The sequence below is a fragment of the Pseudomonas resinovorans NBRC 106553 genome (genome assembly GCF_000412695.1).
Classification (GTDB): domain Bacteria; phylum Pseudomonadota; class Gammaproteobacteria; order Pseudomonadales; family Pseudomonadaceae; genus Metapseudomonas; species Metapseudomonas resinovorans_A.
The window spans coordinates 869,532-895,058 of the sequence record NC_021499.1; the positions used below are offsets into that span (position 1 = coordinate 869,532).

The 25,527-nt window shown below is 67.1% G+C and carries 25 protein-coding genes and 1 pseudogene; 9 read left to right on the forward strand and 17 right to left on the reverse strand.

The window, feature by feature from the left end; all coding sequences use genetic code 11:
* Positions 1-81: 81 nt before the first annotated feature.
* The 4 genes from PCA10_RS04015 to miaB form a co-directional block, all read right to left on the reverse strand.
* Complete coding sequence (locus tag PCA10_RS04015) at positions 82-921, reverse strand: HlyC/CorC family transporter (RefSeq protein WP_016490746.1); 840 nt, start codon at positions 919-921, stop codon at positions 82-84.
* 21 nt (positions 922-942) lie between these two features.
* A complete protein-coding gene (ybeY, locus tag PCA10_RS04020; RefSeq protein ID WP_016490747.1) occupies positions 943-1,407 on the reverse strand; it encodes an rRNA maturation RNase YbeY in 465 nt (154 codons plus the stop codon).
* Positions 1,400-2,416 carry a PhoH family protein gene (locus PCA10_RS04025; protein ID WP_041770123.1) on the reverse strand — a complete coding sequence of 339 codons (1,017 nt, stop codon included), beginning with the start codon at positions 2,414-2,416 and terminating at the stop codon, positions 1,400-1,402. The genes ybeY and PCA10_RS04025 overlap by 8 nt, the downstream gene beginning before the upstream one ends.
* A 92-nt stretch (positions 2,417-2,508) precedes the next feature.
* Positions 2,509-3,849, reverse strand: a complete 1,341-nt coding sequence (gene miaB / locus PCA10_RS04030) for a tRNA (N6-isopentenyl adenosine(37)-C2)-methylthiotransferase MiaB (RefSeq protein WP_041770124.1) — start codon at positions 3,847-3,849, stop codon at positions 2,509-2,511.
* Between the two features lie 137 nt (positions 3,850-3,986).
* Here miaB and PCA10_RS04035 point away from each other — a divergent pair, with 137 nt between their 5' ends.
* Positions 3,987-4,310: a DUF1820 family protein gene (locus PCA10_RS04035; RefSeq protein ID WP_016490750.1), complete on the forward strand. Its 324-nt coding sequence runs from the start codon at positions 3,987-3,989 to the stop codon at positions 4,308-4,310.
* Between the two features lie 27 nt (positions 4,311-4,337).
* On the opposite strand, the gene PCA10_RS04040 is transcribed toward PCA10_RS04035, so the two are convergent.
* The 4 genes from PCA10_RS04040 to PCA10_RS04055 all read right to left on the reverse strand — a co-directional run bounded on the left by PCA10_RS04040 (position 4,338) and on the right by PCA10_RS04055 (position 7,901).
* Positions 4,338-4,886 (reverse strand): tetratricopeptide repeat protein, encoded by a 549-nt coding sequence (locus PCA10_RS04040; protein WP_041770125.1) that lies wholly within the window; start codon positions 4,884-4,886, stop codon positions 4,338-4,340.
* Positions 4,887-5,155: 269 nt separating this feature from the next.
* A complete protein-coding gene (hemL, locus tag PCA10_RS04045) occupies positions 5,156-6,445 on the reverse strand; it encodes a glutamate-1-semialdehyde 2,1-aminomutase (protein ID WP_016490752.1) in 1,290 nt (429 codons plus the stop codon).
* A gap of 32 nt (positions 6,446-6,477) precedes the next feature.
* Complete coding sequence (gene thiE / locus PCA10_RS04050) at positions 6,478-7,107, reverse strand: thiamine phosphate synthase (protein ID WP_016490753.1); 630 nt, start codon at positions 7,105-7,107, stop codon at positions 6,478-6,480.
* The gene (locus PCA10_RS04055) at positions 7,104-7,901 is read right to left on the reverse strand and encodes a hydroxymethylpyrimidine/phosphomethylpyrimidine kinase (RefSeq protein ID WP_041770126.1); all 798 of its coding nucleotides are present in this window, start codon (positions 7,899-7,901) and stop codon (positions 7,104-7,106) included. Before PCA10_RS04055 ends, thiE begins: the two co-directional genes overlap by 4 nt.
* A gap of 255 nt (positions 7,902-8,156) precedes the next feature.
* Here PCA10_RS04055 and PCA10_RS04060 point away from each other — a divergent pair.
* From PCA10_RS04060 to amn, 4 genes and pseudogenes are all read left to right on the forward strand, one after another.
* Positions 8,157-10,554: pseudogene (locus PCA10_RS04060) on the forward strand (hybrid sensor histidine kinase/response regulator).
* A 115-nt stretch (positions 10,555-10,669) separates the two neighbouring features.
* Positions 10,670-11,341: a TetR/AcrR family transcriptional regulator gene (locus tag PCA10_RS04065; RefSeq protein ID WP_016490757.1), complete on the forward strand. Its 672-nt coding sequence runs from the start codon at positions 10,670-10,672 to the stop codon at positions 11,339-11,341.
* Positions 11,319-12,968, forward strand: coding sequence for an acyl-CoA dehydrogenase family protein (locus tag PCA10_RS04070; protein ID WP_016490758.1), 1,650 nt, complete (start codon positions 11,319-11,321; stop codon positions 12,966-12,968). The genes PCA10_RS04065 and PCA10_RS04070 overlap by 23 nt, the downstream gene beginning before the upstream one ends.
* 119 nt (positions 12,969-13,087) lie before the next feature.
* A complete protein-coding gene (gene amn, locus PCA10_RS04075) occupies positions 13,088-14,569 on the forward strand; it encodes an AMP nucleosidase (protein WP_394296608.1) in 1,482 nt (493 codons plus the stop codon).
* Between the two features lie 93 nt (positions 14,570-14,662).
* On the opposite strand, the gene PCA10_RS04080 is transcribed toward amn, so the two are convergent.
* Entirely contained in the window at positions 14,663-15,715 is a 1,053-nt protein-coding gene (locus PCA10_RS04080) for an MBL fold metallo-hydrolase (RefSeq protein WP_016490760.1), read from the reverse strand.
* A gap of 78 nt (positions 15,716-15,793) precedes the next feature.
* On the opposite strand from PCA10_RS04080, the gene PCA10_RS04085 reads away from it, so the two are divergent.
* Complete coding sequence (locus PCA10_RS04085) at positions 15,794-16,426, forward strand: pseudouridine synthase (protein ID WP_016490761.1); 633 nt, start codon at positions 15,794-15,796, stop codon at positions 16,424-16,426.
* A gap of 171 nt (positions 16,427-16,597) precedes the next feature.
* On the opposite strand, the gene PCA10_RS04090 is transcribed toward PCA10_RS04085, so the two are convergent.
* The 6 genes from PCA10_RS04090 to PCA10_RS04115 all read right to left on the reverse strand — a co-directional run bounded on the left by PCA10_RS04090 (position 16,598) and on the right by PCA10_RS04115 (position 20,114).
* The gene (locus PCA10_RS04090; RefSeq protein WP_016490762.1) at positions 16,598-16,801 is read right to left on the reverse strand and encodes a DUF2788 domain-containing protein; all 204 of its coding nucleotides are present in this window, start codon (positions 16,799-16,801) and stop codon (positions 16,598-16,600) included.
* 175 nt (positions 16,802-16,976) lie between these two features.
* Complete coding sequence (locus tag PCA10_RS04095) at positions 16,977-17,456, reverse strand: Lrp/AsnC family transcriptional regulator (protein ID WP_016490763.1); 480 nt, start codon at positions 17,454-17,456, stop codon at positions 16,977-16,979.
* Between the two features lie 370 nt (positions 17,457-17,826).
* Positions 17,827-18,246, reverse strand: a complete 420-nt coding sequence (locus tag PCA10_RS04100; protein WP_016490764.1) for an MAPEG family protein — start codon at positions 18,244-18,246, stop codon at positions 17,827-17,829.
* Positions 18,247-18,305: 59 nt separating this feature from the next.
* Positions 18,306-19,193, reverse strand: coding sequence for a cation diffusion facilitator family transporter (locus PCA10_RS04105; protein ID WP_016490765.1), 888 nt, complete (start codon positions 19,191-19,193; stop codon positions 18,306-18,308).
* On the reverse strand, positions 19,190-19,693 hold the full coding sequence (locus tag PCA10_RS04110; RefSeq protein ID WP_016490766.1) for a DinB family protein: 504 nt from the start codon (positions 19,691-19,693) through the stop codon (positions 19,190-19,192). Before PCA10_RS04110 ends, PCA10_RS04105 begins: the two co-directional genes overlap by 4 nt.
* Position 19,694: 1 nt before the next feature.
* Positions 19,695-20,114, reverse strand: a complete 420-nt coding sequence (locus tag PCA10_RS04115) for a hypothetical protein (RefSeq protein ID WP_016490767.1) — start codon at positions 20,112-20,114, stop codon at positions 19,695-19,697.
* Positions 20,115-20,241: 127 nt separating this feature from the next.
* On the opposite strand from PCA10_RS04115, the gene hrpB reads away from it, so the two are divergent.
* Complete coding sequence (gene hrpB / locus PCA10_RS04120) at positions 20,242-22,764, forward strand: ATP-dependent helicase HrpB (protein WP_016490768.1); 2,523 nt, start codon at positions 20,242-20,244, stop codon at positions 22,762-22,764.
* A gap of 27 nt (positions 22,765-22,791) precedes the next feature.
* On the opposite strand, the gene PCA10_RS04125 is transcribed toward hrpB, so the two are convergent.
* On the reverse strand, positions 22,792-23,880 hold the full coding sequence (locus tag PCA10_RS04125; RefSeq protein ID WP_016490769.1) for an endonuclease/exonuclease/phosphatase family protein: 1,089 nt from the start codon (positions 23,878-23,880) through the stop codon (positions 22,792-22,794).
* 88 nt (positions 23,881-23,968) lie between these two features.
* Between PCA10_RS04125 and PCA10_RS04130 the strand changes: the two genes are divergently transcribed.
* Together PCA10_RS04130 and PCA10_RS04135 are read left to right on the forward strand one after the other, a co-directional pair.
* Positions 23,969-24,217 (forward strand): CDGSH iron-sulfur domain-containing protein, encoded by a 249-nt coding sequence (locus PCA10_RS04130; protein ID WP_016490770.1) that lies wholly within the window; start codon positions 23,969-23,971, stop codon positions 24,215-24,217.
* A gap of 13 nt (positions 24,218-24,230) precedes the next feature.
* Complete coding sequence (locus tag PCA10_RS04135; RefSeq protein WP_016490771.1) at positions 24,231-25,031, forward strand: substrate-binding periplasmic protein; 801 nt, start codon at positions 24,231-24,233, stop codon at positions 25,029-25,031.
* Here PCA10_RS04135 and PCA10_RS04140 read toward each other — a convergent pair.
* Entirely contained in the window at positions 25,025-25,462 is a 438-nt protein-coding gene (locus PCA10_RS04140; protein ID WP_016490772.1) for a VOC family protein, read from the reverse strand. The genes PCA10_RS04135 and PCA10_RS04140 overlap by 7 nt on opposite strands.
* Positions 25,463-25,527 lie beyond the last annotated feature (65 nt).

Here is a 25,527-nt window from a genome sequence, read left to right on the forward strand (position 1 = left end):
CCTTGGGCGGAAGGGGCGCTGGAGAGAAAGCGTGCGGGATTATCCAGTGCGCCCCTCCCCAGTGGAAGGGGCGCCTGATCATCAGCGGGACAGCGGCGAGAGGCGCAGCAGGTGGATGCGGCGGCTGTCGGCGTTGAGGACGCGGAAGCGGAACTCGCCGATCTCGGTGGTCTCGTTGCGCTTGGGCAGGTGGCCGAAGGCACCCATGACCAGGCCGCCGACGGTGTCGAACTCGTCCTCGGAGAAGTCGGTCTCGAAGAACTCGTTGAAGGCATCCACCGGGGTCAGCGCCTTGACGATGAAGTCGCCGCTGGGCAGCGGCTTGATGTAGCTGTCTTCCTCGACGTCGTGCTCGTCCTCGATGTCGCCGACGATCTGTTCCAGCACGTCTTCGATGGTCACCAGGCCCGCCACGCCGCCGTATTCGTCGATGACCACGGCCATGTGGTTGTGGTTGGCGCGGAACTCGCGCAGCAGCACGTTCAGGCGCTTGGATTCGGGCACGAAGGTGGCCGGACGCAGCAGGTCCTTGATGTTGAAGGCCTGGCCGTTGTCCTGAAGGATCAGCGGCAGCAGGTCCTTGGCCAGGAGGATGCCCATGACGTCATCCAGGCTTTCGCCGACGACCGGGTAGCGGGAGTGGGCGGCATCGATGATCGCCGGGAGGAACTCCTTCGGCGTCTGGTTGGCCTTGATGCTGATCATCTGCGAACGCGGCACCATGATGTCGCGGACTTGCAGGTCGGCGACCTGGATGGCGCCTTCGACGATCGACAGCGCTTCGCTGTCGAGCAGTTTGTTCTGGTGGGCTTCGCGCAACAGCTCGAGGAGCTCCTGGCGGCTTTTCGGCTCATGGGCAAAGGCCTGGGTCAGCTTTTCCAGCCAGGACCTGTGCCCGTTGCTCGATCGATCTTCGCTCATATGTCCTTTGCTCGATGCTTCTTATTGGTCTTCGTCGTTTTGGTAAGGGTCGGGGTGGCCAAGTTCAGCCAGCAATTCCCGTTCCAGTGTCTCCATTTCCTCGGCTTCCTCATCCTCGATGTGGTCGTAGCCGAGCAAATGCAGGCAGCCGTGGATGACCAGGTGCGCCCAGTGAGCCTCCAGGGCCTTGCCCTGTTCGGCGGCTTCCCGAGCCACCACCGTCGCGCAGATCACCAGGTCGCCGAGCAGCGGGATATCCAGCAACTCGTCCGGCACGTCCGCGGGGAAGGAGAGTACGTTGGTAGCGTAGTCCTTGTGCCGCCAGGTGTTGTTCAGCTCGCGGCCCTCGGGCTCATCCACCAGGCGGATGGTCAGTTCGGAGTCGGCCTCGCGCTGGCGCAGCGCCAGTTCGCACCAGCGACGGAAGTCCGACTCGCTCGGCAGGCCCTGGGCCTCGCTGGCAAGTTGCAGGTCGAGTTCAAGCATTGTCGTCTAGGGCGCCTGGGTCGTTGTCGGCGGGTTTGGCCTTGGCCGGTTGCTGGCGGCTGTCGAAGCGGTCGTAGGCTTCCACGATGCGCTGGACCAGCGGGTGGCGCACCACGTCCTGGGACTTGAAGTGGGTGAAGCTGATGCCCGGCACGTCGCGCAATACGTCGATCACGTGGGTCAGGCCCGACTTGGTGCCGCGCGGCAGGTCGATCTGGGTGATGTCGCCGGTGATCACGGCGGTGGAGCCGAAACCGATACGGGTCAGGAACATCTTCATCTGCTCGAGGGTGGTGTTCTGACTCTCGTCGAGAATGATGAAGCTGTTGTTAAGGGTGCGACCGCGCATGTAGGCCAGGGGCGCGACTTCGATCACCTGCTTCTCGATCAGCTTGGCCACCTGCTCGAAGCCGAGCATCTCGTAGAGCGCGTCGTAGAGCGGGCGCAGGTAGGGGTCGATCTTCTGCGAGAGGTCGCCGGGGAGGAAGCCGAGCTTCTCGCCGGCCTCCACCGCGGGGCGCACCAGCAGGATGCGGCGAATCTGCTCGCGCTCCAGGGCGTCCACGGCGCAGGCCACGGCCAGGTAGGTCTTGCCGGTGCCGGCCGGGCCGATGCCGAAGTTGATGTCGTGGTCGAGGATCGCCTTGACATAGCCCTGCTGGTTGGCGCCGCGCGGGCGGATGTTGCCCTTGCGGGTGCGCAGGGACACCGCTTCGGTCCGTGGGTTGGCCTCGTCCATGCCGGTTTCGCGCAGGAACAGGTGCACCAGGTCGGGCGACAGCTCGATGGCTTCGGTTTCGCGGTAGAGGCGGCGCAGGAGGTTTTCCGTGGCGCGGGTGCTTTGCGGGTCGCCGACCAGTTCGAACTGGTTGCCACGGTTGCGGATTTCGATGGCCATGCGCTGTTCGATCAGTCGCAGATGCTCGTCGAATTGGCCGCACAGATTGGCGAAGCGGCGGGCTTCAAAGGGTTCCAGGGTGAAGCGATGCAGATCCAGGGAGGCGTTCAATGTCGTGTGTTCGCCCTTGGGCGGTGGCAATGGGGTGAGTTGCAGAATAACTCCGAGGGCCCGGCTCGAAAAGCGCGGGCCCCGAAGCTCTGTCAGTGGAGGCGTTCTTCGAGCAGGGTGCCGCGCAGCGAATGGGGCAGGGCGTCGTCGATGTGGACGTCGACGAACTGGCCGATCAGGCGCGGGTTGGCGCTGCGGAAGTTGACGATGCGGTTGTTCTCGGTGCGGCCCTGGAGCATGCCCGGGTCCTTCTTGGAGTAGTCGCTGACCAGGATGCGCTGGACGCTGCCGACCATTCGTCGGCTGATTTCGAAGCCCTGCTGGTGGATGCGCCCCTGGAGGATCATCAGGCGCTGCTTCTTCACTTCGTCAGGGGTGTCGTCCACCAGGTCGGCCGCCGGCGTGCCGGGGCGCGAGCTGTAGATGAAGGAGAAGGAGAAGTCGAAACCGACCTCTTCCACCAGCTTCATGGTCTGTTCGAAATCCTTGTCGCTCTCGCCCGGGAAACCGACGATGAAGTCGGAGCTGATGCACATGTCCGGTACCGCAGCCTTGAGCTTGCGGATGCGCGATTTGTATTCCAGCGCGGTGTGGTTGCGCTTCATCGCCGCGAGGATGCGGTCGGAGCCCGCCTGCACCGGCAGGTGGACGAACTTCACCAGTTCCGGCACTTCGGCGTGGGCCTGGATGAGCGCGTCGGAGAACTCCAGCGGGTGCGACGTGGTGTAGCGGATGCGCTCGATGCCGTCGACGGCGGCGACCACGCGGATCAGCTCGGCGAAGTCGGCGATGCGCCCGTCATGGGTCAGGCCACGGTAGCCGTTGACGTTCTGGCCCAGCAGGGTCACTTCGCGGACGCCGTTCTCGGCCAGGTGGATCACCTCGGCCAGCACGTCGTCGAACGGGCGGCTGACTTCCTCGCCACGGGTGTAGGGCACCACGCAGAAGGTGCAGTACTTGCTGCAGCCTTCCATCACCGAGACGAAGGCGCTGGGGCCGTCGACCCGGGGTTCGGGCAGGCGGTCGAACTTCTCGATCTCGGGGAAGCTGATGTCCACCTGGGGTTTGCGGGTGGTGCGGGCGGCGTCGATCATTTCCGGCAGGCGGTGCAGGGTCTGCGGGCCGAACACCACGTCCACGTAGGGCGCGCGCTCGCGGATGGCGGCGCCTTCCTGGCTGGCCACGCAGCCGCCGACGCCGATCACCAGTTGCGGGTTCTGCCGCTTCAGCTCGCGCCATTGGCCAAGTTTCGAGAACACCTTCTCCTGCGCCTTCTCGCGGATCGAGCAGGTATTGAGCAGGATCACGTCGGCTTCTTCCGCGTGTTCGGTGACTTCCAGCGCCTGATGTTCGCCGAGCAGATCGACCATGCGCGAGCTGTCATACTCGTTCATCTGGCAGCCGTGGGTTTCGATATAGAGCTTCTTGGCCATGCGCGTATAGGAATCGGGTGGTTCGAAGAACCGCGCATTATAGTCGCCATGTCCCTGCCTTCCTAGCATCCGCTGCCTGGCGGCTATGCTATGATCTGCGCCCCCGAAATTCCGCCACGACGACCCTTCGATACGCCATGAGCAAGTCCGCCCCGATCTACAAGGTGATCTTCCTGAACCAGGGCCAGGTGTACGAGATGTACGCCAAGCAGATCTACCAGAGCGACCTGTGGGGCTTCCTGGAGGTGGAGGAGTTCGTCTTCGGCGAGCGCACCCAGGTCGTGGTGGACCCCAGCGAAGAAAAGCTCAAGGCCCAGTTCGAAGGTGTGGTGCGCAGCTTCCTGCCGATGCACTCGATCATCCGCATCGACGAGGTGGAGCGCCTCGGCACGCCGAAGATCAGCGAGGCGAAAGGCAACGGCAACGTGATGCCGTTCCCCATGCCGATGCCGGAGAAGTAAGCAGCGTCTGCTGGTGAGTCGCTGCCGTCAGGGCAGCGGTGAGAAAGGCGAGCTGCCGTCGGCGGCCTGCAGTTCCAGGAGATAGTTGCGGAAGATCTGCCCCAGTACCTGGGTGGCGATTTCCAACTCGTCGCTACGCATCTGCGCGGCCACCAGGTCGGCGCTGTCCATCGCTTCGTCCGAGCCGTTCACCGCGGCCATCTTCAGCACGATGTAGGCCTGCACGTTGTTGGCCGGCACACCTTCACCCCGGAAGAACATGTTGCCCAGGCGCAGCTGCGCCTGCGCGTGGCCCTTGAGGGACGCTTGCTCGAACCATTGCAGGGCCTGCGGCAGGTCGCGCGGGGTGCGCTTGCCGTCGTAGAAGAACTCGCCGAGTTCGTACTGGGCCTCGGCGTCGCCGGCCTTGGCGGCTTGCTGGCAAGCGGAAACGGCTTCCGAGAGGTTTTCCGGCAGGCTGTTCAGGTTGCAGCGGCCGGTAGCCGGGATCAGCAAGGAATTGCCGCCGGCATTGGCCAGCAGTGGCAGGAAGAGCAACAGGCAGCCCAGTGTCAGGGTGCGGCCGGTGCGTTTCATGGGAATCACAGCGCCTCGGAAGCAGTGCGGGCATCATGCCCGGCCGGCGAGAAACGCGCCGACGTTCACATTATGAAATAAGCCGGGGCGATCTTACAAAGGCTTTACTCGGTTTGCGGACGGCTTGCTGGCCGTTTGCCCCTGGAGGCGACTGGCCGGTACTGCTCTGGCGGGGTGTGGAGCTGGTGGAGGCGACGTAACGATCGGATAAAGCGTGGGCCTGGCCACCCGCGCCAGCTCGAAGGCGGGCGCGGATGGCGCAGTCTGCGTCAGGCCAGTTTGAGCTGGGCGAAGGCGCGTTCTGCGGCGTCCAGGGTGATCGCCAGCTCCTTGTCGCCGTGGGCGATGGAGGTGAAGCCCGCCTCATAGGCGCTCGGCGCGAGGTAGACGCCGCCGTCCAGCATCAGGTGGAAGAAGCGCTTGAAGCGGTCGGCGTCGCTGCTCATCACGTCCTGGAAGGTGACGATGCTGTCGGCGCCGCTGAAGTAGAGACCGAACATGCCGCCCACCTGGGTGGTGACGAAGGGGATGCCGGCGGCATCGGCGCGCTGTTGCAGGCCGTCGAGCATGCGGCTGGTGTAGTCGGTCAGCTCGGCGTGGAAGCCAGGACGGCTGATCAGCTTCAGGGTGGTCAGGCCGGCGGCCATGGCCAGCGGGTTACCGGACAGGGTGCCGGCCTGGTAGACCGGGCCCAGCGGGGCGATGTGCGACATGATCTCGCGCTTGCCGCCGAAGCAGCCCACCGGCATGCCGCCGCCGATGATCTTGCCGAAGGTGGAGAGGTCCGGGGTGATGCCGAAGTGGGCCTGGGCGCCACCGAGGGCGACGCGGAAGCCGGTCATCACTTCGTCGAAGATCAGCACCACGCCGTGCTTGTCGCAGAGGCTGCGCAGGCCTTCGAGGAAGCCCGGGGCCGGCGGCACGCAGTTCATGTTGCCGGCCACCGGCTCGACGATGATGCAGGCCACTTCGTTGCCCACTTCGGCCAGGGTCTTCTCCACGGCGTCGATGTCGTTGAACGGCAGGGTCAGGGTGTGCTGGGCGAAGGCCGCCGGTACGCCCGGGGAGCTGGGCACGCCGAGGGTCAGGGCGCCGGAGCCGGCTTTCACCAGCAGGGAGTCGGAGTGGCCGTGGTAGCAACCTTCGAACTTGATGATGCTGTCGCGGCCGGTGAAGCCACGGGCCAGGCGGATGGCGCTCATGGTGGCTTCGGTGCCGGAGCTGACCATGCGCACCATTTCCATGGACGGGACCAGGGAGCAGACCAGGTCGGCCATTTCCACTTCCAGTGCGGTCGGCGCACCGTAGGACAGGCCGTGCTCCAGCTGCCGGCGCACCGCGTCGAGCACGTCCGGATGGCTATGGCCGAGGATCATCGGACCCCAGGAACCCACGTAGTCCACGTAGCGCTTGTCGTCCTCGTCCGTCACGTATGCCCCGATCGCATGCTTGAAGAACAGCGGCGTGCCGCCGACGCTCTTGAAGGCGCGAACCGGCGAGTTGACGCCGCCGGGGATGTGTTTCTGGGCGTTGGCGAAGAGGGTTTCGGAACGGGACATGGGCAGGTCTCTCTTTACAAGCGAATTCGGGTTCAGACGGTATCGAACAGGGCGCTGAAGGCGCGGGCGCGGCGCTCCACCTCGGCGGCGGAGTCGGCACCGAACAGGGCGTGGATCACCGCCACCATGCTGGCGCCACGGGCGATCAGCTCGGGGGCGTTGTCCAGGGTCACGCCGCCGATGGCGACGATCGGCGCCTGGAAGCGCTGCTTCGCCTGTTCCAGCAGGTCCAGGGTGGCGGCGGGCGCGCCCGGCTTGGTCTGGGAATTGTAGAAGCGGCCAAAGGCGATGTAGCTGGCGCCTTCCTTGATAGCCGCAGCGGCCAGGTCGAGGTTGGCGTGGCAGGTGCCGCCGATGATCGCCTGGCGGCCGAGCAGGGCGCGGGCGGCGGCCAGGGAACCGTCGCCCTGGCCGAGGTGCAGGCCCACGCCCAGGCGCGCGGCCAGTTCGGCGTCATCGTTGATGATCAACTGGGCGCCGTAGCGGGTGCAGAGTTCGCGCAGCGCTTCGGCTTCGCGCAGGCGGCGAGCGTCGTCGCTGGACTTGTCGCGGTATTGCAGCAGCCGGGCGCCACCCTTGAGTGCGGCCTCGACGTACGGCAGGAGCTTCCCGTCGGCCAGCAGCTGGCTGTCGGTGATGGCATAGAGGCCACGCAGTTTCATTGGCAGAAATCCAGCGGCAAGCGGCGCGGCACGTACTGGCCACGGCCGGGTTGCTCGGCATCGCGCAGGGTGCGCCAGGTGTAGTCGAGGGCGGTGCGCACCGCGCTGGTCAGCTCTTCGCCCAGGGCCAGGCGGCCGGCCAGGGTGCTGGCCAGGGTGCAACCGGAGCCATGGTAGCTGCCGGGCAGGCGCTGGCAGGTGTAGGTGTGGCGTCCGCCATCCTGGGTGTAGAGGCGGTTGTGCACTTCGGATTCGTCGCCGTGGCCGCCGGTGATCAGCAGGTTGCGGCAGAAGGGCAGGAGCTTCTCCGCGCACTGGTCGGCGGTGCCTTCGGGCAGCTCGGCGAGGATGCGTGCTTCCGGCAGGTTCGGGGTGGCGATGGTCGCCACCGGCAGCAGGCGTTCGCGCATCGCGTAGCCCACTTCGTCCTTGCCCAGGGCGCCGCCGCCGCCGGCACGCAGCACCGGGTCGCAGACCAGGGGCACGCCCGGCAGGGATTGCATGATTTCGACCACGGTCTCGACCATCTCCACCGAGCCGAGCATGCCCAGCTTGACGGCGGCAACCGGCAGGTCGGCGATCACGGCCTGGGCCTGGGCCAGCACCCATTCACGGTCGAGGACGCGGAAGTCGGAAACGTTGACGGTATCCTGCACGGTCAGGGCGGTCACCGCTGGTGCGGCGTGGCAGCCTTGCGCGATCAGGGCTTCGATGTCCGCCTGGAGGCCGGCGCCACCACTGGGGTCGTGGCCGGAAAGGCAGAGGACTACGGGGCGAGAGTTGGTCGTTTTCATGGTCGGCGAGCTTACCATTATTCACCCCGTCCGGCCGCACCGGCGGCGCTTTGCCTCGGAGGGGCCGGCAGAAGCATCGGGGTGTTGGCTGGAAGGCCCGTAATAGAGCTGTTCCAGCATGATGGCGATGTGCAGCTTTCAGCCGCCTTGCGCTGTGCTAGAGTGGGCGGCATTTCAAACAATCTGGCCCTGGATGGCGCGTCGATCAAGGAGGTGGGACTTCCTGGCGCGGTCTGGCTGCCATTGTGGGGCCGCATGCGTATCCTCCTTTTCCTCTCCCTTTGCCTGCTTGCCGGCCTGGCCCACGCCGTGGGGTTCGATGAGCAGCTGCGCAGCCTCCCGCTGGGCGAGCACATGGACGTGTTCGAAGACGTTCGTGGCGACGCCAAGATCGACGACATCACCTCCGCCGCCCTGGACAGCAGTTTCCACCGTAACGACAAACCCGTGCTCAATGCGGGCTATTCGCGCTCGGTGTTCTGGCTGCGCATCGACCTGGATTACCGCCCGCACGATGCCGCGGCTCGGCACAACTGGCTGCTGGAGCTGGCCTATCCGCCGCTGGATCGACTCGATCTCTACCTGCCTGACGGCCAGGGCCGCTACCGGCTCGCCCAGAGCACCGGCGACGCACTGCCCTTCGCCAGTCGCCAGATCAAGCAGAACAACTACGTCTTCAATGTCGAGCTGGAGCCCAACCAGCCAACGCGTCTCTACCTGCGGCTGCAGAGTGAAGGCTCCATCCAGGCTCCGCTGACCCTCTGGTCGCCCCAGGCCTTCCTCGAGGAGCAGCCCGAGCGGACCTACGTGCTCGGCATCATCTACGGCGTGCTGCTGGTGATGCTGGTGTACAACCTGTTCATCTACCTCAGCGTCCGCGATACCAGCTACCTCTACTACATCCTCTATATAGCCTCGTTCGGGCTCTACCAGGTTTCCGTCAATGGCGCCGGTATCCAGTACTTCTGGCCCGACAATCCCTGGTGGGCCAACGCGGCGACGCCCTTCCTGATCGGCTCGGCGGTGCTGTTCGGCTGCCAGTTCTCGCGCAGCTTCCTGCACACCGACGACCACAGCCCCTGGATGGACCGCGCGCTGCTCGCCCTGATGGCCCTGGGCGGACTGGCGATGGTTCTGGCGCTGACCGCCAGCTACGGCCTGGCCTTGCGCCTGGCCACCTTCCTGGCGTTGATCTTCACCGTGGTGATCTTCGCCGCCGGCGTGCTCGCCTGGCTGCGGGGGCATGCGCGTGGCGCGCTATTTCATCATCGCCTGGAGCACCTTCCTCATCGGTGGCGCGATCAACACCCTGATGGTGCTGGGCTACCTGCCCAACGTGTTCCTCACCATGTACGCCAGCCAGATCGGCTCGGCGCTGGAGGTGGGGCTGTTGTCCCTGGCCCTGGCCGATCGCATCAACGCCATGAAGGAGGAGCGCACGCGCATCCTCCAGGACACCGGCCGCAAGCTCGAAGCGCTCAACCAGGAACTGGCCAACAGCAACCGCCTGAAGGACGAGTTCCTCGCCACCGTGACCCACGAGCTGCGCACGCCGATGAACGGCGTCATCGGTTCCCTGGAACTGATGCAGACCCTGCCCATGGACGATGAACTGCAGCAGTACCAGCGCACCGCCGCCGGTTCCGCGCGGGACATGATGCGCCTGGTCAACGACATCCTCGCCATGACCGAGCTGCAGGCCGGCAAGCTCTACCCACGGCGCGAACCTTTCAGCCTGCGCGGGCTGGTGGACAGCCTGCGGGTGCAGTTCGCCTCCCGCGCCGAGGAGAAGGGCCTGGTCTTCGAGCTGGGGCTGGACCCGCGCTTGCCGGACACCCTCGAAGGCGACGCCGGCAAGCTGGGCCAGGCGCTCGGCTACCTGCTGGACAACGCCATCAAGTTCACCAGCCGGGGCGGTGTCAGCCTCAAGGTCAGCGGCCAGACGCCGGCCGAAGGCAGTCTGGCGCTGAGCTTCGAAGTGACCGACACCGGCATAGGCTTCGCCAGTCCGCCGGATGGCCTGATCTATCGCCGCTTCTACCAGCTTGACGGCTCCATGACCCGTGAGTACGGCGGCCTCGGCATTGGCCTGGCCCTCAGTCAGCAACTGGTCGAACTGCTGGGCGGCAGCCTCACCCACCGCTCCCTGCCCGGCCATGGCAGCACCTTCAGCCTGGACCTCGTCCTCAGGCTGCCGGCCCAGGTCCAGGCGGAACTCGCACGCCGCCCCGAGGGCCCGGCCCGGCGCCGGCCCGAGCAATGCACCGTGCTGGTGGTGGAGGACAACGCCATCAACCAGTTGGTGACGCGCGGCATGCTGCTCAAGCTCGGCTACCGCGTGTGCACCGCCGACAACGGCGCCGAAGCCCTCGAACGGATCCGCCGGGAACCCATCGATGCCGTCCTGCTGGACTGCCAGATGCCGGTGATGGACGGCTTCGCCACCTGCCGCGCGCTGCGCGCGATGCCCGGTTGCGCCGACCTGCCGGTGCTGGCCGTCACCGCCCACAGCCACAGCGGCGACCGTGAGCGCTGCCTCGCGGCCGGCATGAGCGACTACATGGCCAAGCCGGTGAAGTTCGAGGAGCTGCGCGCCATGCTGCATGCCTGGCTGCTCTGCCGCCCCCTGGCGAGCGAGCGGACCCACGGCTGAAGGCGGCGAGCCCGGCGACCGCCACGGCGGATTTGCCTCCAAACGCGGCGCTTTTCCCGCTTCCTGCAAGGTCTGAATGCTGGTTCACTGAATAGAGTGAATCAGGATTCAGATCATGGCCTATCGCACCACCGCCTCCCGAATCGACCGTGACCAGGCATTGCGCCGTCATATCCTGGCCTGCGCCCACGCGCGGGTAGTGGAGGGCGGCTTCGCGGCGCTGACCATGCAGGCCCTGGCCGAAGACGCCGGCATCGCCACCGGTAGCCTCTATCGCCACTTCGGCAACAAGGGCGAACTGGCGGCGGAAGTCTTCGCCCAGGCCAGCCAACTGGAAGTGGACAGCCTGGCCAAGGTGTTGCAGGGCGAAGGCCCGGCCGCCGAACGCCTGGCGCGCGGCCTGCGCCAGTTCGCCGCGCGCGCCTGGCACAGCCGCCGCCTGGCCTTTGCCCTGATCGCCGAACCGGTGGACCCGGCGGTGGACGAGCAGCGCCTGCTCTACCGCGAGGCCTATGCCGATCTGTTCTGCCGCCTGTTGGAAGAAGGCCGCGCCAGCGGTGAATTCCAGGTGCCGTCCATCTCCCTGACCGCGGCCTGCCTGGTGGGCGCCATCGCCGAATCCATGGTCGGCCCGCTGTCGCCCCCGGCCCGTGCCCTGCGCGAAGCGGGTCACGGCCAGGATGACTTCGAATCCGTTTGCTCCAACCTCGTCATTTTCTGCCTGCGCGCACTTGGCGCCGGCCAACCTGCCCCGGAGACCTGCGATGAGCCTGCACGAGTTCGCTGAAACCCATGAAGTCTTCAATCAGGTGCCGCCACTGGATGGCGCCAACCTCTATCGCGTCGACCTGCCGCTCCAGGAGTGGGTCCGCCGCTACCAGGGTGGCTGGGCCGACCAGCGCCTGGATGCCTATGGCGCCCTGGCCGGCGGGCCGCTGATGGCGGCGGGTTTTCTCGCCAACGAGAACAAGCCGGTATTCAAGAGCCATGACCGTTATGGCCACCGCGTCGACCTGGTGGAGTTCCACCCGGCCTACCACGAGCTGATGCGAGCCGCCATTGAGCACGGCCTGCCGTCCATGCCCTGGACCGACCCCCGCGCCGGCGCCCAGGTGGCCCGTGCCGGCATGAGCTACCTGCACAGCCAGGCCGAGGCTGGTACCGGCTGCCCGCTGACCATGACCTTCGCCAGCGTTCCGGCACTGCGCCTGCAGCCGGATATCGCCGAGAAGTGGCTGCCGAAGATCCTCTCCACCGAATACGACCCGCGCAACCTGCCCATCGAGCAGAAGAACGGCGCCACCATCGGCATGGCCATGACCGAGAAGCAGGGCGGCACCGATGTGCGCGCCAATACCACCCGCGCCCATCCGGTGGGTATCCCCGGGCCGGGCCAGGCCTACGAACTGGTGGGGCACAAATGGTTCTGCTCGGCGCCCATGTGCGACGCCTTCCTCACCCTGGCCTACACCGACAAGGGCCTCTCCTGCTTCCTGCTGCCGCGCCACCGTCCGGATGGCAGCCGCAACGAGTTCTACATCCAGCGCCTGAAGAACAAGCTGGGCAACTGGTCCAACGCCTCCAGCGAGGTGGAATACCGCGGCGCCCTGGCCTGGATGGTGGGCGAGGAGGGCCGTGGCGTGCCCACCATCATCGAGATGGTTTCCCTGACCCGCTTCGACTGCATGATCGGCTCCAGCGCCCTGATGCGTCAGGCCCTGACCCAGGCCGCCCACCACTGCGCCCATCGCAAGGTCGGCGGGCGGGTACTGGCCGAGCAACCGCTGATGCAGAACGTGCTCGCCGACCTGGCGCTGGAAAGCGAAGCCGCCCTGGCCCTGACCATGCGCATGGGCCGCGCGCTGGACAACGCCCACGACGAGCAGGAGGACAAGTTCGCGCGCCTGGTCACCGCAGTGGGCAAGTACTGGATCTGCAAACGCGCCCCCGCGATGATCAACGAGGCTGCCGAATGCCTGGGCGGCGCTGGCTATGTGGAGGACACCGTACTCCCGCGCCTGTACCGCGAGGCGCCGGTGAACTCCACCTGGGAAGGCTCCGGCAACGTGCAGTGCCTGGATGTGCTGCGCGCCCTGTCCAAGGAGCCCGGCGTGCTCGACGCGCTGTTCACCGAACTGGGTGACGGCCATGGCGATGCGCGCCTGGCGGCCTTCATCGGCGCGCTCAAGCGGGGCTTCGCCGACACCGCCGATATCCAGTACCGCGCCCGCCAGCTCACCGAGGACCTGGCCGTGGCGCTGCAGGCCAAGCTGCTGCTGGAGGCCGGCAACGCCACCGTTTCCGACGCCTTTATCGGCAGCCGCCTGGCTGGCCACGGCCGCGTCTACGGCACCCTGCCGCGCGGCGCCGATGTCGAGGCCCTGGTCGCCCGTTCGACGCCGCACCTGGTCTGATCCGGGCCAGTTCCCCCCCGCTCCCGTGGCGGGGGGAACGAGCGGTGTGCATCCTGCCGAATCCTTCTATGCCTTTGCCTGTCCAAGCAGGCAAGATAGGTCCAGAGCGAACAGAAAGGATGCCGACCGTGAGCCTCGAAATGAACGATTTTGTGATTGCCGAAACCGCCGAGGAAGCCGTCGATCGCCTCGCCGAGCTGCACCGGCAGGCCACCGACGCCCTCAGTCAGGCACTGAAGCGCTATATCAAGGAACGCATCGAGCCGGACGCCGAACAGCGTGCGCTGTTCCGCTATCCGCTGCTGCGTATCACCTACCGTTGCCAGGGCGAAGTGCCTTCCACCACCCGTGCCTTCGCCAAGATCCAGGTGCCGGGCAACTACAGCGTTACCGTCACCCACCCGGACGCCTTCCGCAAATACCTGCTGGAGCAGTTGCGGCCGCTGATGCACGACTTCACCGTGCTGGTGGAAGTGGGCACCAGCCAGCAGAACATTCCCTATCCCTATGTGGTGGAGCAGGGCGATGAGCTGGCCGGCTCCGGGGTCACCGCCGCCGAGCTGGCGCGGGTCTTCCCCAGCACCGACCTGTCCGCCGCCACCGACGGCGTGGCCGACGGCCTCTATGACTGGGAACACACCGATCCCTTGCCCCTGGCGCTGTTCGACGCGGCGCGGGTGGACTTCTCGCTGCGGCGCCTGGTGCATTACACCGGCAGCGACTGGCGCCTCGTGCAGCCCTGGATCCTGCTGACCAACTACCACCGCTACGTCGACCAGTTCATTCGCCACGGTATCGACCAGTTGCGCGATGACCCGCGCTTCGTGCGCATGGTGCTGCCGGGCAATGTGGTGGTGGAGCGCGGCATGGACGAAGGCGAGATGCAGGCCATAGTCGATACCGTGGTCTGGCACCGTTACCAGATGCCCGCCTACCACCTGATCGCCGCCGATGGCCACGGCGTCACCCTGGTGAACATCGGCGTCGGCCCGTCCAACGCCAAGAACATCACCGATCACCTGGCCGTGCTGCGACCGCACTGCTGGCTGATGATCGGCCACTGCGGCGGCCTGCGGCAGTCCCAGACCATCGGCGACTACGTGCTGGCCCACGCCTACATGCGCCGCGACGGCATCCTCGACCGGGTGCTGCCGCCGCACATCCCCCTGCCGGCCCTGGCCGAGGTGCAGCAGGCGCTGCAGGAAGCCGCGGCCCAGGTCACCGGCGAGCGCGGCGAAGACCTCAAGCGGCGCCTGCGCACCGGTACCGTGCTGACCTACGACGATCGCAACTGGGAGCTGCGCTGGGCCCAGGAACGCCCGCTGATCAACCTGTCGCGGGCGGTGGCGGTGGACATGGAGAGCGGCACGGTGGCGGCCCAGGGCTACCGGCTGCGGGTGCCCTACGGCACGCTGCTGTGCGTGTCGGACAAGCCGCTGCACAGCGAGATCAAGCTGCCCGGCTCGGCCAGCGCCTTCTACCAGCGTGCCGTCAGCCAGCACCTGCGCATCGGCATTGCGGCCCTCGACCTGTTGCGCAACCAGCTGAACGCGCTGCACTCGCGCAAACTGCGCAGCTTCGACGAACCCCCCTTCCGTTGATCGGGGAGGTTCGTAGGATGGGTTGAGCGGAGCGATACCCATCACATCGGCCGGTGGGTATCGCAGGCCCAGCGGAACGCCGCCCGCCCCATCCTACGGAGCGTTGTCCACAGGCGGGATCAGCCACTGGTAACCCGGCGTCGGCAGGCGGAAGTCGTTGGCATCCACCTGCCATTCCTTCAGCGCCTTGCGCAGGTCCCGGGGCGGGGCGAACTGGCCTTCGTCGGTCAGGTTGAAGGTGCCGAAGTGGATCGCCAGGCTGCTGCGGGAGCCCAGCTGGCGGTGGGCTTGCACCGCATCGTCCGGGTTCATGTGGTAGTCGCGCATGAACCAGCGTGGTGCGTAGGCGCCTATGGGCAGGGCGGCGAAGCGCAACGGCCCGAAGCGTTCATGGATCTGCCGGAACTCGGGGCCGAGGCCGGTATCCCCGGGAAACAGGATGGGGCCGTCCGGTGATTCGATCACGAAGCCCATCCACAGCGTCTCGTTGGTATCGCTGCGGGTTCGCGCCGACCAGTGCTGCGCCGGCACCGCGTGCAGCGTGAGGCCGCCGTCCAGTGGCAGGGCCTGCCACCAGTCCAGCTCGATGACGTTCTTGAAACCGGTTTCGCGGATCAGCGGCCCGTTGCCCAGGCCGCTGACCACGGTGGCCAGGGGGAAGCGTTCGACCAGGGCGCGCAGGCTTTCCAGGTCCAGGTGGTCGTAGTGGTTGTGGCTCACCATGATCAGGTGGATGGGGGGTAGCTGGGCCAGGCTGAGCCCTGGCGGGTGATGGCGCTTGGGGCCGACGAAGCTGAAGGGGCTGGCGCGCTGCGACCAGACCGGGTCGGTGAGCATGTTCAGCCCCCGGTGCTGGATCAGCAGCGTGGCGTGGTTGATGTAGGTGACCCGCAGCTCGTCGCCGTCCACCCGCGCGGGCACCTCGGGCGGCACCTCGGGACCGGGCTGGTCGATCCAGGTCGCCTGCTTCTCGCGACTGAACTGCCAGCGCAGGAAGGCACTCATGCTCTTGCGGGACCTGGCTTCGACGTTGAGGAAGCGCTTGCCGTCGAAGTTGTCTGATACCGGGCCCCGGTAAGGCGAGCGGTGGAAGCCGGCGAGGGTCATCAGGCTGATCAGCCAGGTGGGGCGCAGGGCACGCGGCATGGCGTTGTCTCTTGCGGCGGGGGGACAGTCAACCTAGCATGCCTCTCCTGATCCCAGACCGCCAACCCGTTTCCAGGCATGTCCCGTCCACCACGCTCCTCCCGTCCCCCTTCCCGTCGCCCCGGCGTCGCCGCGCCCCGTCGCGTGGCCAAGGCCGCGCCGGCCGAACCGCGCCTGGTGCTGTTCAACAAGCCTTTCGACGTGCTGACCCAGTTCAGCGACGGCGAGGGCCGCGCGACCCTCAAGGACTACATCCCGATTCCCGGCATCTACCCCGCCGGGCGCCTGGACCGGGACAGCGAGGGCCTGTTGCTGTTGACCAACGACGGCAGCCTGCAGGCGCGCATCGCCGACCCCAGGCACAAGTTGCCTAAGACCTACTGGGTACAGGTGGAGGGCGAGCCCAGCGAGGAGCAGCTCGAGCGGCTGCGCCAGGGCGTGGAGCTGAATGACGGCCCGACCTTGCCGGCCGAGGCTCGGCGCCTTGAGGAGCCACAGCTCTGGGAGCGTGATCCACCGGTGCGTTTCCGCAAGAGCGTGCCCACCGCCTGGCTGGAACTGGTGATTCGGGAAGGGCGCAACCGTCAGGTCAGGCGCATGACCGCAGCGGTGGGGTTGCCCACCCTGCGCCTGGTGCGGGTGCGCATAGGCCCCTGGAGCCTCGATGGGCTGGGGCTGGGGGAGTACCGGGACGTGCCGGCGAAGCTGTGAACCGGGGCCGGGCTGCTGCGCGTCGGCGATACGGCGTTGCCGGCAATCTCGAACTGCTCATTTACTGGCGTAAACTCGCGTGCGAGCCCAGTCCGGTTCTCGCTTGCCGGCGCCTTGTCTCGCTCTAGCTCGCTGGCCCTGGGATTGTGCGTAGGCCTGGGGAGGAGGGGATCAGAGGCCTTCCAGGCTGCCGATTATCACGGTCTTGATCACGAAGCCGAGAACACCGAGGCCCAGGGCGAGGAACAGGATCATGGTGCCGAAGCGGCCGGCCTTGGACTTCTTGGCCAGGTCCCAGACGATGAAGGCCATGAAGCCCACCAGGACGGTGATCATCGCCGTCATCATCAACTCTTCGAATTTTTCCGGGCTCATCTCACACCTCGAGGACTGAATACAGGCTGCACCCGCCGGGTCGCAGGACCGGGCGGAAGGCGGGGCGGTGCGCTTGTGATTCTGTGAGCCGGAAGGCTCTTATGAGGCGGGGCCGCGCGGAGGTACAGCAAAGCGCGGCGATTATACGCCAAGCCGTCCGCCGCGCGAGGGCCGTTCAGCCGCGCAGGTGGCCCAGGGGCAGCTCGGTGCTGCTCAGCACCTGGTTGAGCACGAAGCTCGAACGCACGCTGGTCACCCCTTCGATGCGGGTCAGCTGGCCCAGCAGGAACTGCTGGTAGTGATCCATGTCCGGCACCACCACCTTCAACTGGTAATCCGCCTCCATGCCGGTGACCAGGCTGCACTCCAGTACCTCGGGGCACTGGCGGATCACTTCCTGGAAGTGCTCGAAGCGCTCCGGCGTGTGCCGGTCCATGCCGATCAGCACATAGGCGGTGAGGCTGAGGCCGAGCTTCTTGCGGTCGAGCAGGGCGACCTGGCGGACGATATAGCCGTCGTCCTCCAGTTGCTTGACCCGGCGCGAGCAGGGCGAAGGCGACAGGCCGATGCGCTCGGCGAGCTCTTGATTGGAGATGCGCGCGTCGCGTTGCAATTCGGCGAGGATCTTCAGGTCGTAGCGATCGAGTTTTTCCATTGCAGCGGCCCTTGTTTGTTTTGGTTGCTGAAAATATTGCTGTGTTAGTTATTAATTGCGTAATTGATGCCGTGGTGAGCAATATTAGCAATCATTTGTCGCGGACCGTGACGTAAGATTTCTCTCAGTTTCAAGGCCCGGACAGCAAGTCCACCCGACCCGCCCAATCAGGTGCGTCGGCGCCGCCGATCCAACCGGGTCGAGCTGGCAACCGGGTCCGCACTGCCCAATCAGGCAGGCGACGAAAGCGGCGACACAATCGCCAGCACAGGACGAATTTCCCGAAGGGGGGCCCGCAGTCAGGGGCTCCCCTTTTTGTTGCGCGCGTGGCGGGGGGCCGTCGATTCACTCGCGAGACGGCCTCGGACCGTCAGACCAGTTGCGCCAGGCGCAACAGCCACCAGGCGAGGATCGCCAGTTGCACGAAGAACCCGGCAAACCGCAGCCAGACGAACAACGCACTGGTGCTGATCAGGTGCGCGCAGCTCTGGAAAATCCGCGCCCCGAGCAGCAGGCCGGCCAGCGGGTCGGTGATTGCGGTTTGGCCGGCGGCGATGGCGTAGATCAGCATGGCCGCCTGCAGCGGCAGGTTTTCCAGGGTATTGGCGTGGGCACGCACCAGGCGCTTGCCAAAGGCGCTGGGGGTGTTGCTGCCATCGGCGGCGAAGACATTGACCTTCATCCGCCCGGTCAGTACCAGCAGGCCGCGCTGGTTCACCAGCAGGAACACCAGTAGCAGGCTCCAGGCCACCAGCCCGAGCAGGGCGGCGGCGGAAGGGGACAGGGGCATTGCGGACTCCTCGTTGTGGTTGGGCAGCGAGCGAGTCTAGAGAGGTTAGAGCAATTGCTCTAGTCTCGTTTCGCCACTTCGCTGGGGTCCGCATGCACCAGTACCTCGGCGCGGGGATACTGGCGGGTGATGGCTTCGGCGGCCTGTTCGCAGAGGGCGTGGGCATGGGACAGCGACAGCTCCCCCGGCAGCTCCAGGTGCAGTTGCACGTACCAGTGGCTGCCGGAAATCCGCGTGCGCACATCGTGGGCGCCGAGCACGCCGGGAACGGTGCAGGCCAGGCGATGCATGTCGGCACTGATCTGCGGCGAGAGTTCCTCGTCCATCAGCACCGCGACCGACTGCCGGGCGATGCCGATGGCGCTCCAGAGGATGTAGCCGGCGATACCCAGGCCGAACAGCGCGTCGGCCTGGAGCCAGCCCACATTGGCCAATACCAGGGCGAGGAGGATGCCGCCATTGAGCAGCAGGTCGGAGCGGTAATGCAGCGAGTCGGCGCGGATGGCCGTGGAGCCGGTGGCGCGGACCACCTTGCGTTGCAGCAGCAGCAGGCCGGCGGTGAGCAACAGCGAGAAGATCATCACGCCGATACCCAGCGCCTCCGCCTCCAGTGCTTGCGGGTCGCCCAGGCGCTGGTAGGCCTGGGCCGCCACCAGCACGGCGCTGATGCTGATGAACAGCGCCTGGGCCAGGCCCGCCAGGGCTTCGGCCTTGCCGTGGCCGTAGCGGTGGTCGTCGTCCGCCGGTTTCAGCGCATAGCGCACCGCCAGCAGGTTGAGCAGCGACGCCGCGCTGTCCATCAGCGAATCGGTGAGGCCGGCCAGCAGGCTGACCGAGCCGCTCATGGCCCAGGCCACGGCCTTGGCCAGTACCAGGGTGATGGCCACCGCGAGGGACGCACGGGTAGCCAGGCGCAGCAGTCGCGCATGCTGGCGGGGCGAAGTCATGCCGGCTCCGGCTTGAAGTAGATGAAGTCCATGGCGGGCGTTTCCAGGCCCATGGCCGATAGCGCCGCGGACGCCTGGCCGCGGTGGTGGGTACCGTGGTTGACCAGGTGGGTGAGGATGTCGGCCAGGGAGCGCTGCTGGGGTTCGCCGCGCATGTTGCGGTAATCCCGTGGGGTCAGCAGGTCGGCGTCATCCAGGCCGGCCAGCAGTGCCTGCCAGGCCTGGACGCCCTGGGCCAGGAAGGCGGCAAGCTGCTCGCGGTCGGCGGCCACTTCCACATCCAGGCGTGTGTAGGGCGGCGCTTCCCGGCGCACCCGCGCCAGCCAGATGCGATCCACCGCCGCCAGGTGGTTCAGGGTGCCGTGCAGGCTGCCGAAAAACAGCCCGCAGGGTGCGCGGTAGCCCGTCTCATCCACTTGCCGCAGGCTTTCCAGCAGGCGCTGGTAGGCCCAGCCGTGGTAGGCCAGCAGGTGCTGGAAGTGACGAGCCAGCGCGCCCATCTCAGGCGGCCGGGGGCAGCCCGTAGGCGGCCAGCTGCTGCAGGCTGCCGCTGCGCTGGAGCAGCTGCGGATTGTCCAGCGGCAGGTCGTGGCCGGTTTCGCGGGCGATGATCGCTTTCAGGCGGGCGGTGTCGACCTTGCCGTCGGCGGTGATGGCTTCGCGCAGGGCCTCGGGGGAAACCTGGGCGCTCTGGCCGCCGGGCAGGTAGATGGCACCGGTGGCGAAGTCGACCGCGAAGGCGATCAGACCGGGAATCACGAAGAACAGAATTCCGATGGCATTCATGGCGGCGACGACGGGGTCGATCTTGCCCTCGATCTGACCACGGCGATCCGGGTAGAACAGCGTGCCGCACGCGGACAGCTGGGTTAGCAGGGCAGCGGCGACGGCGCCGCCGATCAAACGGGAAGCAATGCGCATGAGCATCTCCTGATCGAAAGATCGCAACTATACCAAGCCACTTGCCGTAAAACTGCCTGGTATCGCTCAGACCCCGGCAAGTGACTGGCAGTTCGCCGGTATACTTCCGCGCCTGCCTGGAGAGTCCATGAATCCCTTACCCATCGATGCCGTCCTGCCCGACTTGCGGGCCGCCCTGCGTTCCCGTCACGAAGCCGTGCTGGAGGCGCCCCCCGGCGCCGGCAAGACCACCCGGGTGCCGCTGGCGCTGCTGGATGAGCCCTGGCTGGCGGGGCAGCGCATCCTCATGCTGGAACCGCGCCGGTTGGCCGCCCGCGCTGCCGCGGAACGCCTGGCGAGCGAGTTGGGCGAGGCGGTGGGGGAGACCGTGGGCTACCGCATCCGCCTGGAATCCAGGGTCGGCCCGCGCACCCGCATCGAGGTGGTGACCGAGGGCATCCTGGCCCGCCGCCTGCAGGAAGACCCGGCGCTGGAAGGCGTCGGGCTGGTGATATTCGACGAATTCCACGAACGCAGCCTGGACGCCGACCTGGCCCTGGCGCTGACCCTCAACGGCCGCGCCCTGTTGCGGGACGAGCCGCCGCTGAAGGTGCTGCTGATGTCCGCCACCCTGGAAGGCGAGCGCCTGTCGCGCTTGCTGGACGACGCGCCGGTGGTGCGCAGCGAGGGTCGTATGTTCCCCGTCGAGCAGCGCTGGGGACGGCCCAGCCAGCCCGGCGAGGCGCTGGAGCCACGGGTGCTGCAGACCGTGATCCAGGCCCTGGCCGACGAAGCCGGCAGCTTGCTGGTCTTCCTTCCCGGCCAGGCGGAGATCCGCAGAGTCGCCGAACAGCTGGGCGAGCGCCTGGACGGTCGCGGCGACATCCTGCTTTGCCCGCTCCACGGCGACCTGGACCTGGCCGCCCAACGTGCCGCCATCGAGCCGGCACCGGCCGGCAAGCGCAAGGTGGTGCTGGCCACCAACATCGCCGAGACCAGCCTGACCATCGACGGCGTTCGCGTGGTGGTGGACGCCGGCCTGGAGCGGGTGCCGCGCTTCGATCCCGCCAGCGGCATGACCCGCCTGGACACCCAGCGCATTTCCCGCGCCTCCGCCACCCAGCGTGCCGGCCGTGCCGGACGCCTGCAGCCGGGCGCCTGCTACCGTCTCTGGTCCGAGACGCAGCACGAACAACTGGCCGCCCACGGCAGCGCCGAGATCCTGCAGGCCGACCTCGCCGGTCTGGCCCTGCAACTGGCCCGTTGGGGCGTCGGCGACCCGAATGAACTGGCCTGGCTCGACCCGCCGCCAGCCGCTGCCTACGCCCAGGGCCGCGACCTGCTGCAGCGTCTCGGCGCCCTGGCCGGGGATGGCAGCCTGAACCGTCATGGCCAGGCCATGGCGGAGCTGCCCGCGCACCCGCGCATCGCCCATCTGCTGCTACGTGGCCAGGCCCTGGGCCTTGGCGCCCTGGCCTGCGACCTGGCCGCGCTGCTCGGCGAGCGCGACATCGGCCGGGGCGCTGGCGCCGACCTGCATGGCCGCGTGGCCCTGCTGGCCGGCGAGGACCGGGCTGCGCGCGGTGCCCGTGGCGGCGTACAACGTGCCCGCCAACTGGCGCGGCAGTTCCGCTCCTACCTGCGCGGCCCGGCCAGCGACGCGGTGGCCGACCCGCAGCACCCGCGCTGGCTCGGGTGCCTGCTGGCCTTCGCCTACCCGGACCGCATCGCCCAGCAACGCCGGGCCGGCGGCGCCGACTACCGCCTGGCCAACGGCCGCGCGGCGACTTTCGGCGAGCCGGATGCATTGATGAAGGAGCCCTGGCTGGTGATCGCCGATCTCGGCAGCCGCCAGGGGCAGCGCGAAGAACGCATCTACCTCGCGGCCGACCTCGATCCGGCGCTGTTCGACGGCCCCCTGGCGGAGCAGGTGAGCCGTCAGGAGCTGCTGGACTGGGATGAGCGCGAAGGAGTGCTGCGCGCGGAGCGGCAACTCAAGGTCGGCGAGCTGGTGCTGGCCCGCGAAGCGCTGGCGGGGCTGGACGACGAGATGCGGGCGCGGGCGCTGCTGGGCCTGGTGCGGCGCAAGGGCCTGGAGCTGCTGCCGTGGAATCCCGAGCTGCGCCAGTGGCAGGCGCGGGTGGCGCTGCTGCGTCGCCTGGACCTCGCCGGCAAGGGCGACAGCGAGTGGCCGGACCTCTCCGACGCCGCGCTGCTGGCCAGCCTGGAAGACTGGCTGCAGCCCTGGCTGGGCAAGGTAAGCCGCCTCAGCCATTTCGCCAACCTGGACCTCGCCGGCATGCTCCAGGGCCTGCTGCCCTGGCCGTTGCCGCAACGCCTCGACGAATTGGCGCCGCGCACCCTGGAGGTCCCTTCCGGTTCACGCATCCGCCTGGATTACAGCGAAGAGATGCCGGTGCTCGCCGTGCGCCTGCAGGAGTTGTTCGGCCTGGCCGACACTCCGCGCATCGCCGGTGGCCGCCAGGGCGTCAAGTTGCACCTGCTGTCGCCGGCCCAGCGCCCGGTGCAGGTCACCCAGGACCTGGCGAGCTTCTGGCGCAACACCTATGCCGAGGTGAAGAAGGACCTGAAGGGGCGTTATCCCAAGCACTACTGGCCGGACGATCCCCTGGTGGCCGAGCCCACCGCCCGGGCCAAGCCCCGGCGCTAGGCGCGGGGCTTTCCCGTAGGGACGCCCCTACGGGTGTACCGAGGGCAGGAAGAAGCGCGCGGCCAGCGGCAGGTGGTCGGAAATGCGCAGGGTATCGTCCTGGCGCACCCGCGCCTCGATACGGGTCAGGTTGGGGCTGTGGAACACATAGTCCAGGGTGCGGTCCGGCCCCTTCACCCGTGGGTCGTTGGGGTAGTGGGTGAACCAGCGGGCCTGCTGCGCGCCACCGGATTCCTCGAGGCTCGGGATCATCGGGTAGCGGCTCCACAGGGTCTTCAGCTCGCTATTGCGGGGATAGTGGCTGCGTTGCACCTGTGGCAGGCGATCGTACTGGCCGGTAGGCAATTGGCTGAAGTCGCCGGTCAGGACCCAGGGCAGCTTCTCGCTCTGCAGTTGGTCGAGCAGGCCGCGGGTCATGGCCACCTGGCGCTTGAGGGTGGTCGGGTCGTCGCTCAGGGCGTCCAGGTGCGTATTGATCACCGCCAGGCGCCCGCCGTCGCGAATCGGCAGGTAGCTCACCAGCAAGGCGCGCTTCTTGTCGAACTGCCGGCTCACCGGATCATTCAGCGCCAAGGGCAATTGCAGTCGCTCGGCGCTCTCGATCTTGAAGCGGCTGAGGGTAGCCAGCTTCATGCCGACGCTGCCGAGGATGTGCGCCTGCGGAACGAAGGCGGCCTTCCAGTAGAAGGCCTGGCTGGTACAGGGGTAGAGGTCCGCCAGGCGCTCCTGGAGCTGGGCCAGCTGGTCCTGGTAGTCCGTCGCGCGCGCGCCCTCGTGCAGTTCCTGGAGGTTGACGATGTCGGGCTGCTCCTCGCGAATCACCCGTACCACCTCGTCCAGGCTGTAGGCCAGGTCCTCGGGGGTGGGGCGCTCGTCCGGGCCTTCGCCATCGGGCAGGTCGTTGTAGAAGACGTAGCGCTTGCCGGCCAGGTACTGGAGGTTCCAGGTCATCACCTTGAGCGCCTGTCCGGGCTGCAGCAGCGGCGCTTCGGCCTGGCACGTCAGGATCGCCGGCTCGCGCGCCGCCGGGTGCCAGGTAAGTGCATAGATCAGGGCGACCAGGGCGACAGCCACGGCCGACAGGCTGAGCAGGGCATAACGCAGGACTCGGGGCATCGGAATGGGGCGGGACTATGCTGGAAGTGGGGCGAGCATACCCGAGCCGCTGCCGCCGCCCAAGTCAGGCTCGCACGGGAGACAGGCAATGGACAGCGAAGTGCGGATAGCCCGCAAGGGACCCTATGAGGTGGACGTGGTGGCCGGCCAGGACTACTTCTGGTGCCGCTGCGGGCGCAGCCAGAAGCAACCGTTCTGTGATGGATCGCACAAGGGTACTGGCCTAGCGCCACTCAAATATCATGCAGATGTCAGCGAAACCCTGTATTTCTGTGGCTGCAAGCACAGCCATACGCCGCCCTGTTGCGATGGCACCCACAACCAATTGAACGACTGATCCGGGAGCCGGCATGCAGCTGGGCGTAGTCCTCTGGTCAATGCAGGCCGCTTTTTCGCGAGCCTGGCGCCGACTCTGGCCAGCCGGCCTGTTGCTGCTGCCCGGCCTGGCGGGCGCGGCAGAGCCGGTCACCTTGCGCGTGATGACCGATTTCTGGCCGCCGTTTCGCATTGCCGGAGACGACGGGCAATTGCGTGGCCTGGACATGGACCTGCTGGCAGAGCTGGAGCGCCGCACCGGCTTGCGCTTCGAGGTGCAGCGCGCGCCCTGGTCGCGGGGGCTGGCGGCCCTGGAGCGGGGCTCGGCGGACCTGATGACCGGCCTGGCCAAGACCCCCGAGCGTGAAGCCTACATCGACTACCTCGAACGTCCCTATTTCACCTGCGCGCCGCGCTTCTACGGTTTGCCGGAACAGGCGCAAGGCATCACCGGCTATCCGCAGCTGGGCCAGTACGACATCGGCTACGTACGGGGATCGGCCTACTTCGAACCCTTCGACTCCGACCGCTCGTTGCGCAAGGTCGGTGTCGGCAACGAAGGGCAATTGCTCGACATGCTGCGCCACAAGCGCTTGCAACTGGTGATAGGCACCGACTGCCAGGTGGACTACGAGCTGCTGAGCGACCCGCAACTGGCCGGCCGCATCGTCAAGCTGGCCTATCGGCCGCCGGCGCGCACCGAGCTGTTCATCGGCTTCTCCCGCCAGCGTCCGCTGCAGGCGCAGCGCGAGGCGATCGCCCAGGCACTGGGACAGATGATCGATGAAGGCTGGGTACTGGACGCCGCGCGGCGCTACGGCCCCGGCGCTCAGTGAGCGTGGGGCTCGACGTAGAGCTCGTAACCCGCATCCAGCTCCATGTCCCAGAAGGCCGCCTCGATCTTGTGCCCGTCCGGGTCACGGACGAAGCAGCCATAGTAGGGCTCGCCGTACTCCGCCCGTGGACCCGGTTCGCCATCGCCCTGGCCGCCGGCATCCAGGGCCGCTTCGAAGAACTCGAGCACCGCTGCCTTGCTGGAAGCGAAAAAGCCGATGTGGGTACCGTTGCCAACGCTGGCCGGGCGGCCGTCGATGGGCTTCTGCACCCAGAACTCGGGGTATTCGCGCCCATAGGCCACGGCGCCGGGGTGCTCCATGATGCGCTTGCAGCCCAGGGTGGGCAGGACCTTGTCGTAGAAGGCAGTGGCGCGCTCGAAGTCGTTGGTGCCCACCGAAATGTGGGACAGGATGCTGGGATTCTCGGCCATCGAAATTCCTCCTTGAGTGGCCCGGAAAGCCTAGCAGCCGGTGGCGATTCCACCTGCACCTGGTC

Bases quoted from the DNA above. Each gene is read 5' to 3' on its own strand.
- PCA10_RS04015 (WP_016490746.1), bottom strand. From the start codon at position 921: ATGAGCGAAGATCGATCGAGCAACGGGCACAGGTCCTGGCTGGAAAAG.
- ybeY (WP_016490747.1), bottom strand. From the start codon at position 1,407: ATGCTTGAACTCGACCTGCAACTTGCCAGCGAGGCCCAGGGCCTGCCG.
- miaB (WP_041770124.1), bottom strand. From the start codon at position 3,849: ATGGCCAAGAAGCTCTATATCGAAACCCACGGCTGCCAGATGAACGAG.
- PCA10_RS04035 (WP_016490750.1), top strand. From the start codon at position 3,987: ATGAGCAAGTCCGCCCCGATCTACAAGGTGATCTTCCTGAACCAGGGC.
- PCA10_RS04040 (WP_041770125.1), bottom strand. From the start codon at position 4,886: ATGAAACGCACCGGCCGCACCCTGACACTGGGCTGCCTGTTGCTCTTC.
- hemL (WP_016490752.1), bottom strand. From the start codon at position 6,445: ATGTCCCGTTCCGAAACCCTCTTCGCCAACGCCCAGAAACACATCCCC.
- thiE (WP_016490753.1), bottom strand. From the start codon at position 7,107: ATGAAACTGCGTGGCCTCTATGCCATCACCGACAGCCAGCTGCTGGCC.
- PCA10_RS04055 (WP_041770126.1), bottom strand. From the start codon at position 7,901: ATGAAAACGACCAACTCTCGCCCCGTAGTCCTCTGCCTTTCCGGCCAC.
- PCA10_RS04065 (WP_016490757.1), top strand. From the start codon at position 10,670: ATGGCCTATCGCACCACCGCCTCCCGAATCGACCGTGACCAGGCATTG.
- PCA10_RS04070 (WP_016490758.1), top strand. From the start codon at position 11,319: ATGAGCCTGCACGAGTTCGCTGAAACCCATGAAGTCTTCAATCAGGTG.
- amn (WP_394296608.1), top strand. From the start codon at position 13,088: ATGCCGACCGTGAGCCTCGAAATGAACGATTTTGTGATTGCCGAAACC.
- PCA10_RS04080 (WP_016490760.1), bottom strand. From the start codon at position 15,715: ATGCCGCGTGCCCTGCGCCCCACCTGGCTGATCAGCCTGATGACCCTC.
- PCA10_RS04085 (WP_016490761.1), top strand. From the start codon at position 15,794: ATGTCCCGTCCACCACGCTCCTCCCGTCCCCCTTCCCGTCGCCCCGGC.
- PCA10_RS04090 (WP_016490762.1), bottom strand. From the start codon at position 16,801: ATGAGCCCGGAAAAATTCGAAGAGTTGATGATGACGGCGATGATCACC.
- PCA10_RS04095 (WP_016490763.1), bottom strand. From the start codon at position 17,456: ATGGAAAAACTCGATCGCTACGACCTGAAGATCCTCGCCGAATTGCAA.
- PCA10_RS04100 (WP_016490764.1), bottom strand. From the start codon at position 18,246: ATGCCCCTGTCCCCTTCCGCCGCCGCCCTGCTCGGGCTGGTGGCCTGG.
- PCA10_RS04105 (WP_016490765.1), bottom strand. From the start codon at position 19,193: ATGACTTCGCCCCGCCAGCATGCGCGACTGCTGCGCCTGGCTACCCGT.
- PCA10_RS04110 (WP_016490766.1), bottom strand. From the start codon at position 19,693: ATGGGCGCGCTGGCTCGTCACTTCCAGCACCTGCTGGCCTACCACGGC.
- PCA10_RS04115 (WP_016490767.1), bottom strand. From the start codon at position 20,114: ATGCGCATTGCTTCCCGTTTGATCGGCGGCGCCGTCGCCGCTGCCCTG.
- hrpB (WP_016490768.1), top strand. From the start codon at position 20,242: ATGAATCCCTTACCCATCGATGCCGTCCTGCCCGACTTGCGGGCCGCC.
- PCA10_RS04125 (WP_016490769.1), bottom strand. From the start codon at position 23,880: ATGCCCCGAGTCCTGCGTTATGCCCTGCTCAGCCTGTCGGCCGTGGCT.
- PCA10_RS04130 (WP_016490770.1), top strand. From the start codon at position 23,969: ATGGACAGCGAAGTGCGGATAGCCCGCAAGGGACCCTATGAGGTGGAC.
- PCA10_RS04135 (WP_016490771.1), top strand. From the start codon at position 24,231: ATGCAGCTGGGCGTAGTCCTCTGGTCAATGCAGGCCGCTTTTTCGCGA.
- PCA10_RS04140 (WP_016490772.1), bottom strand. From the start codon at position 25,462: ATGGCCGAGAATCCCAGCATCCTGTCCCACATTTCGGTGGGCACCAAC.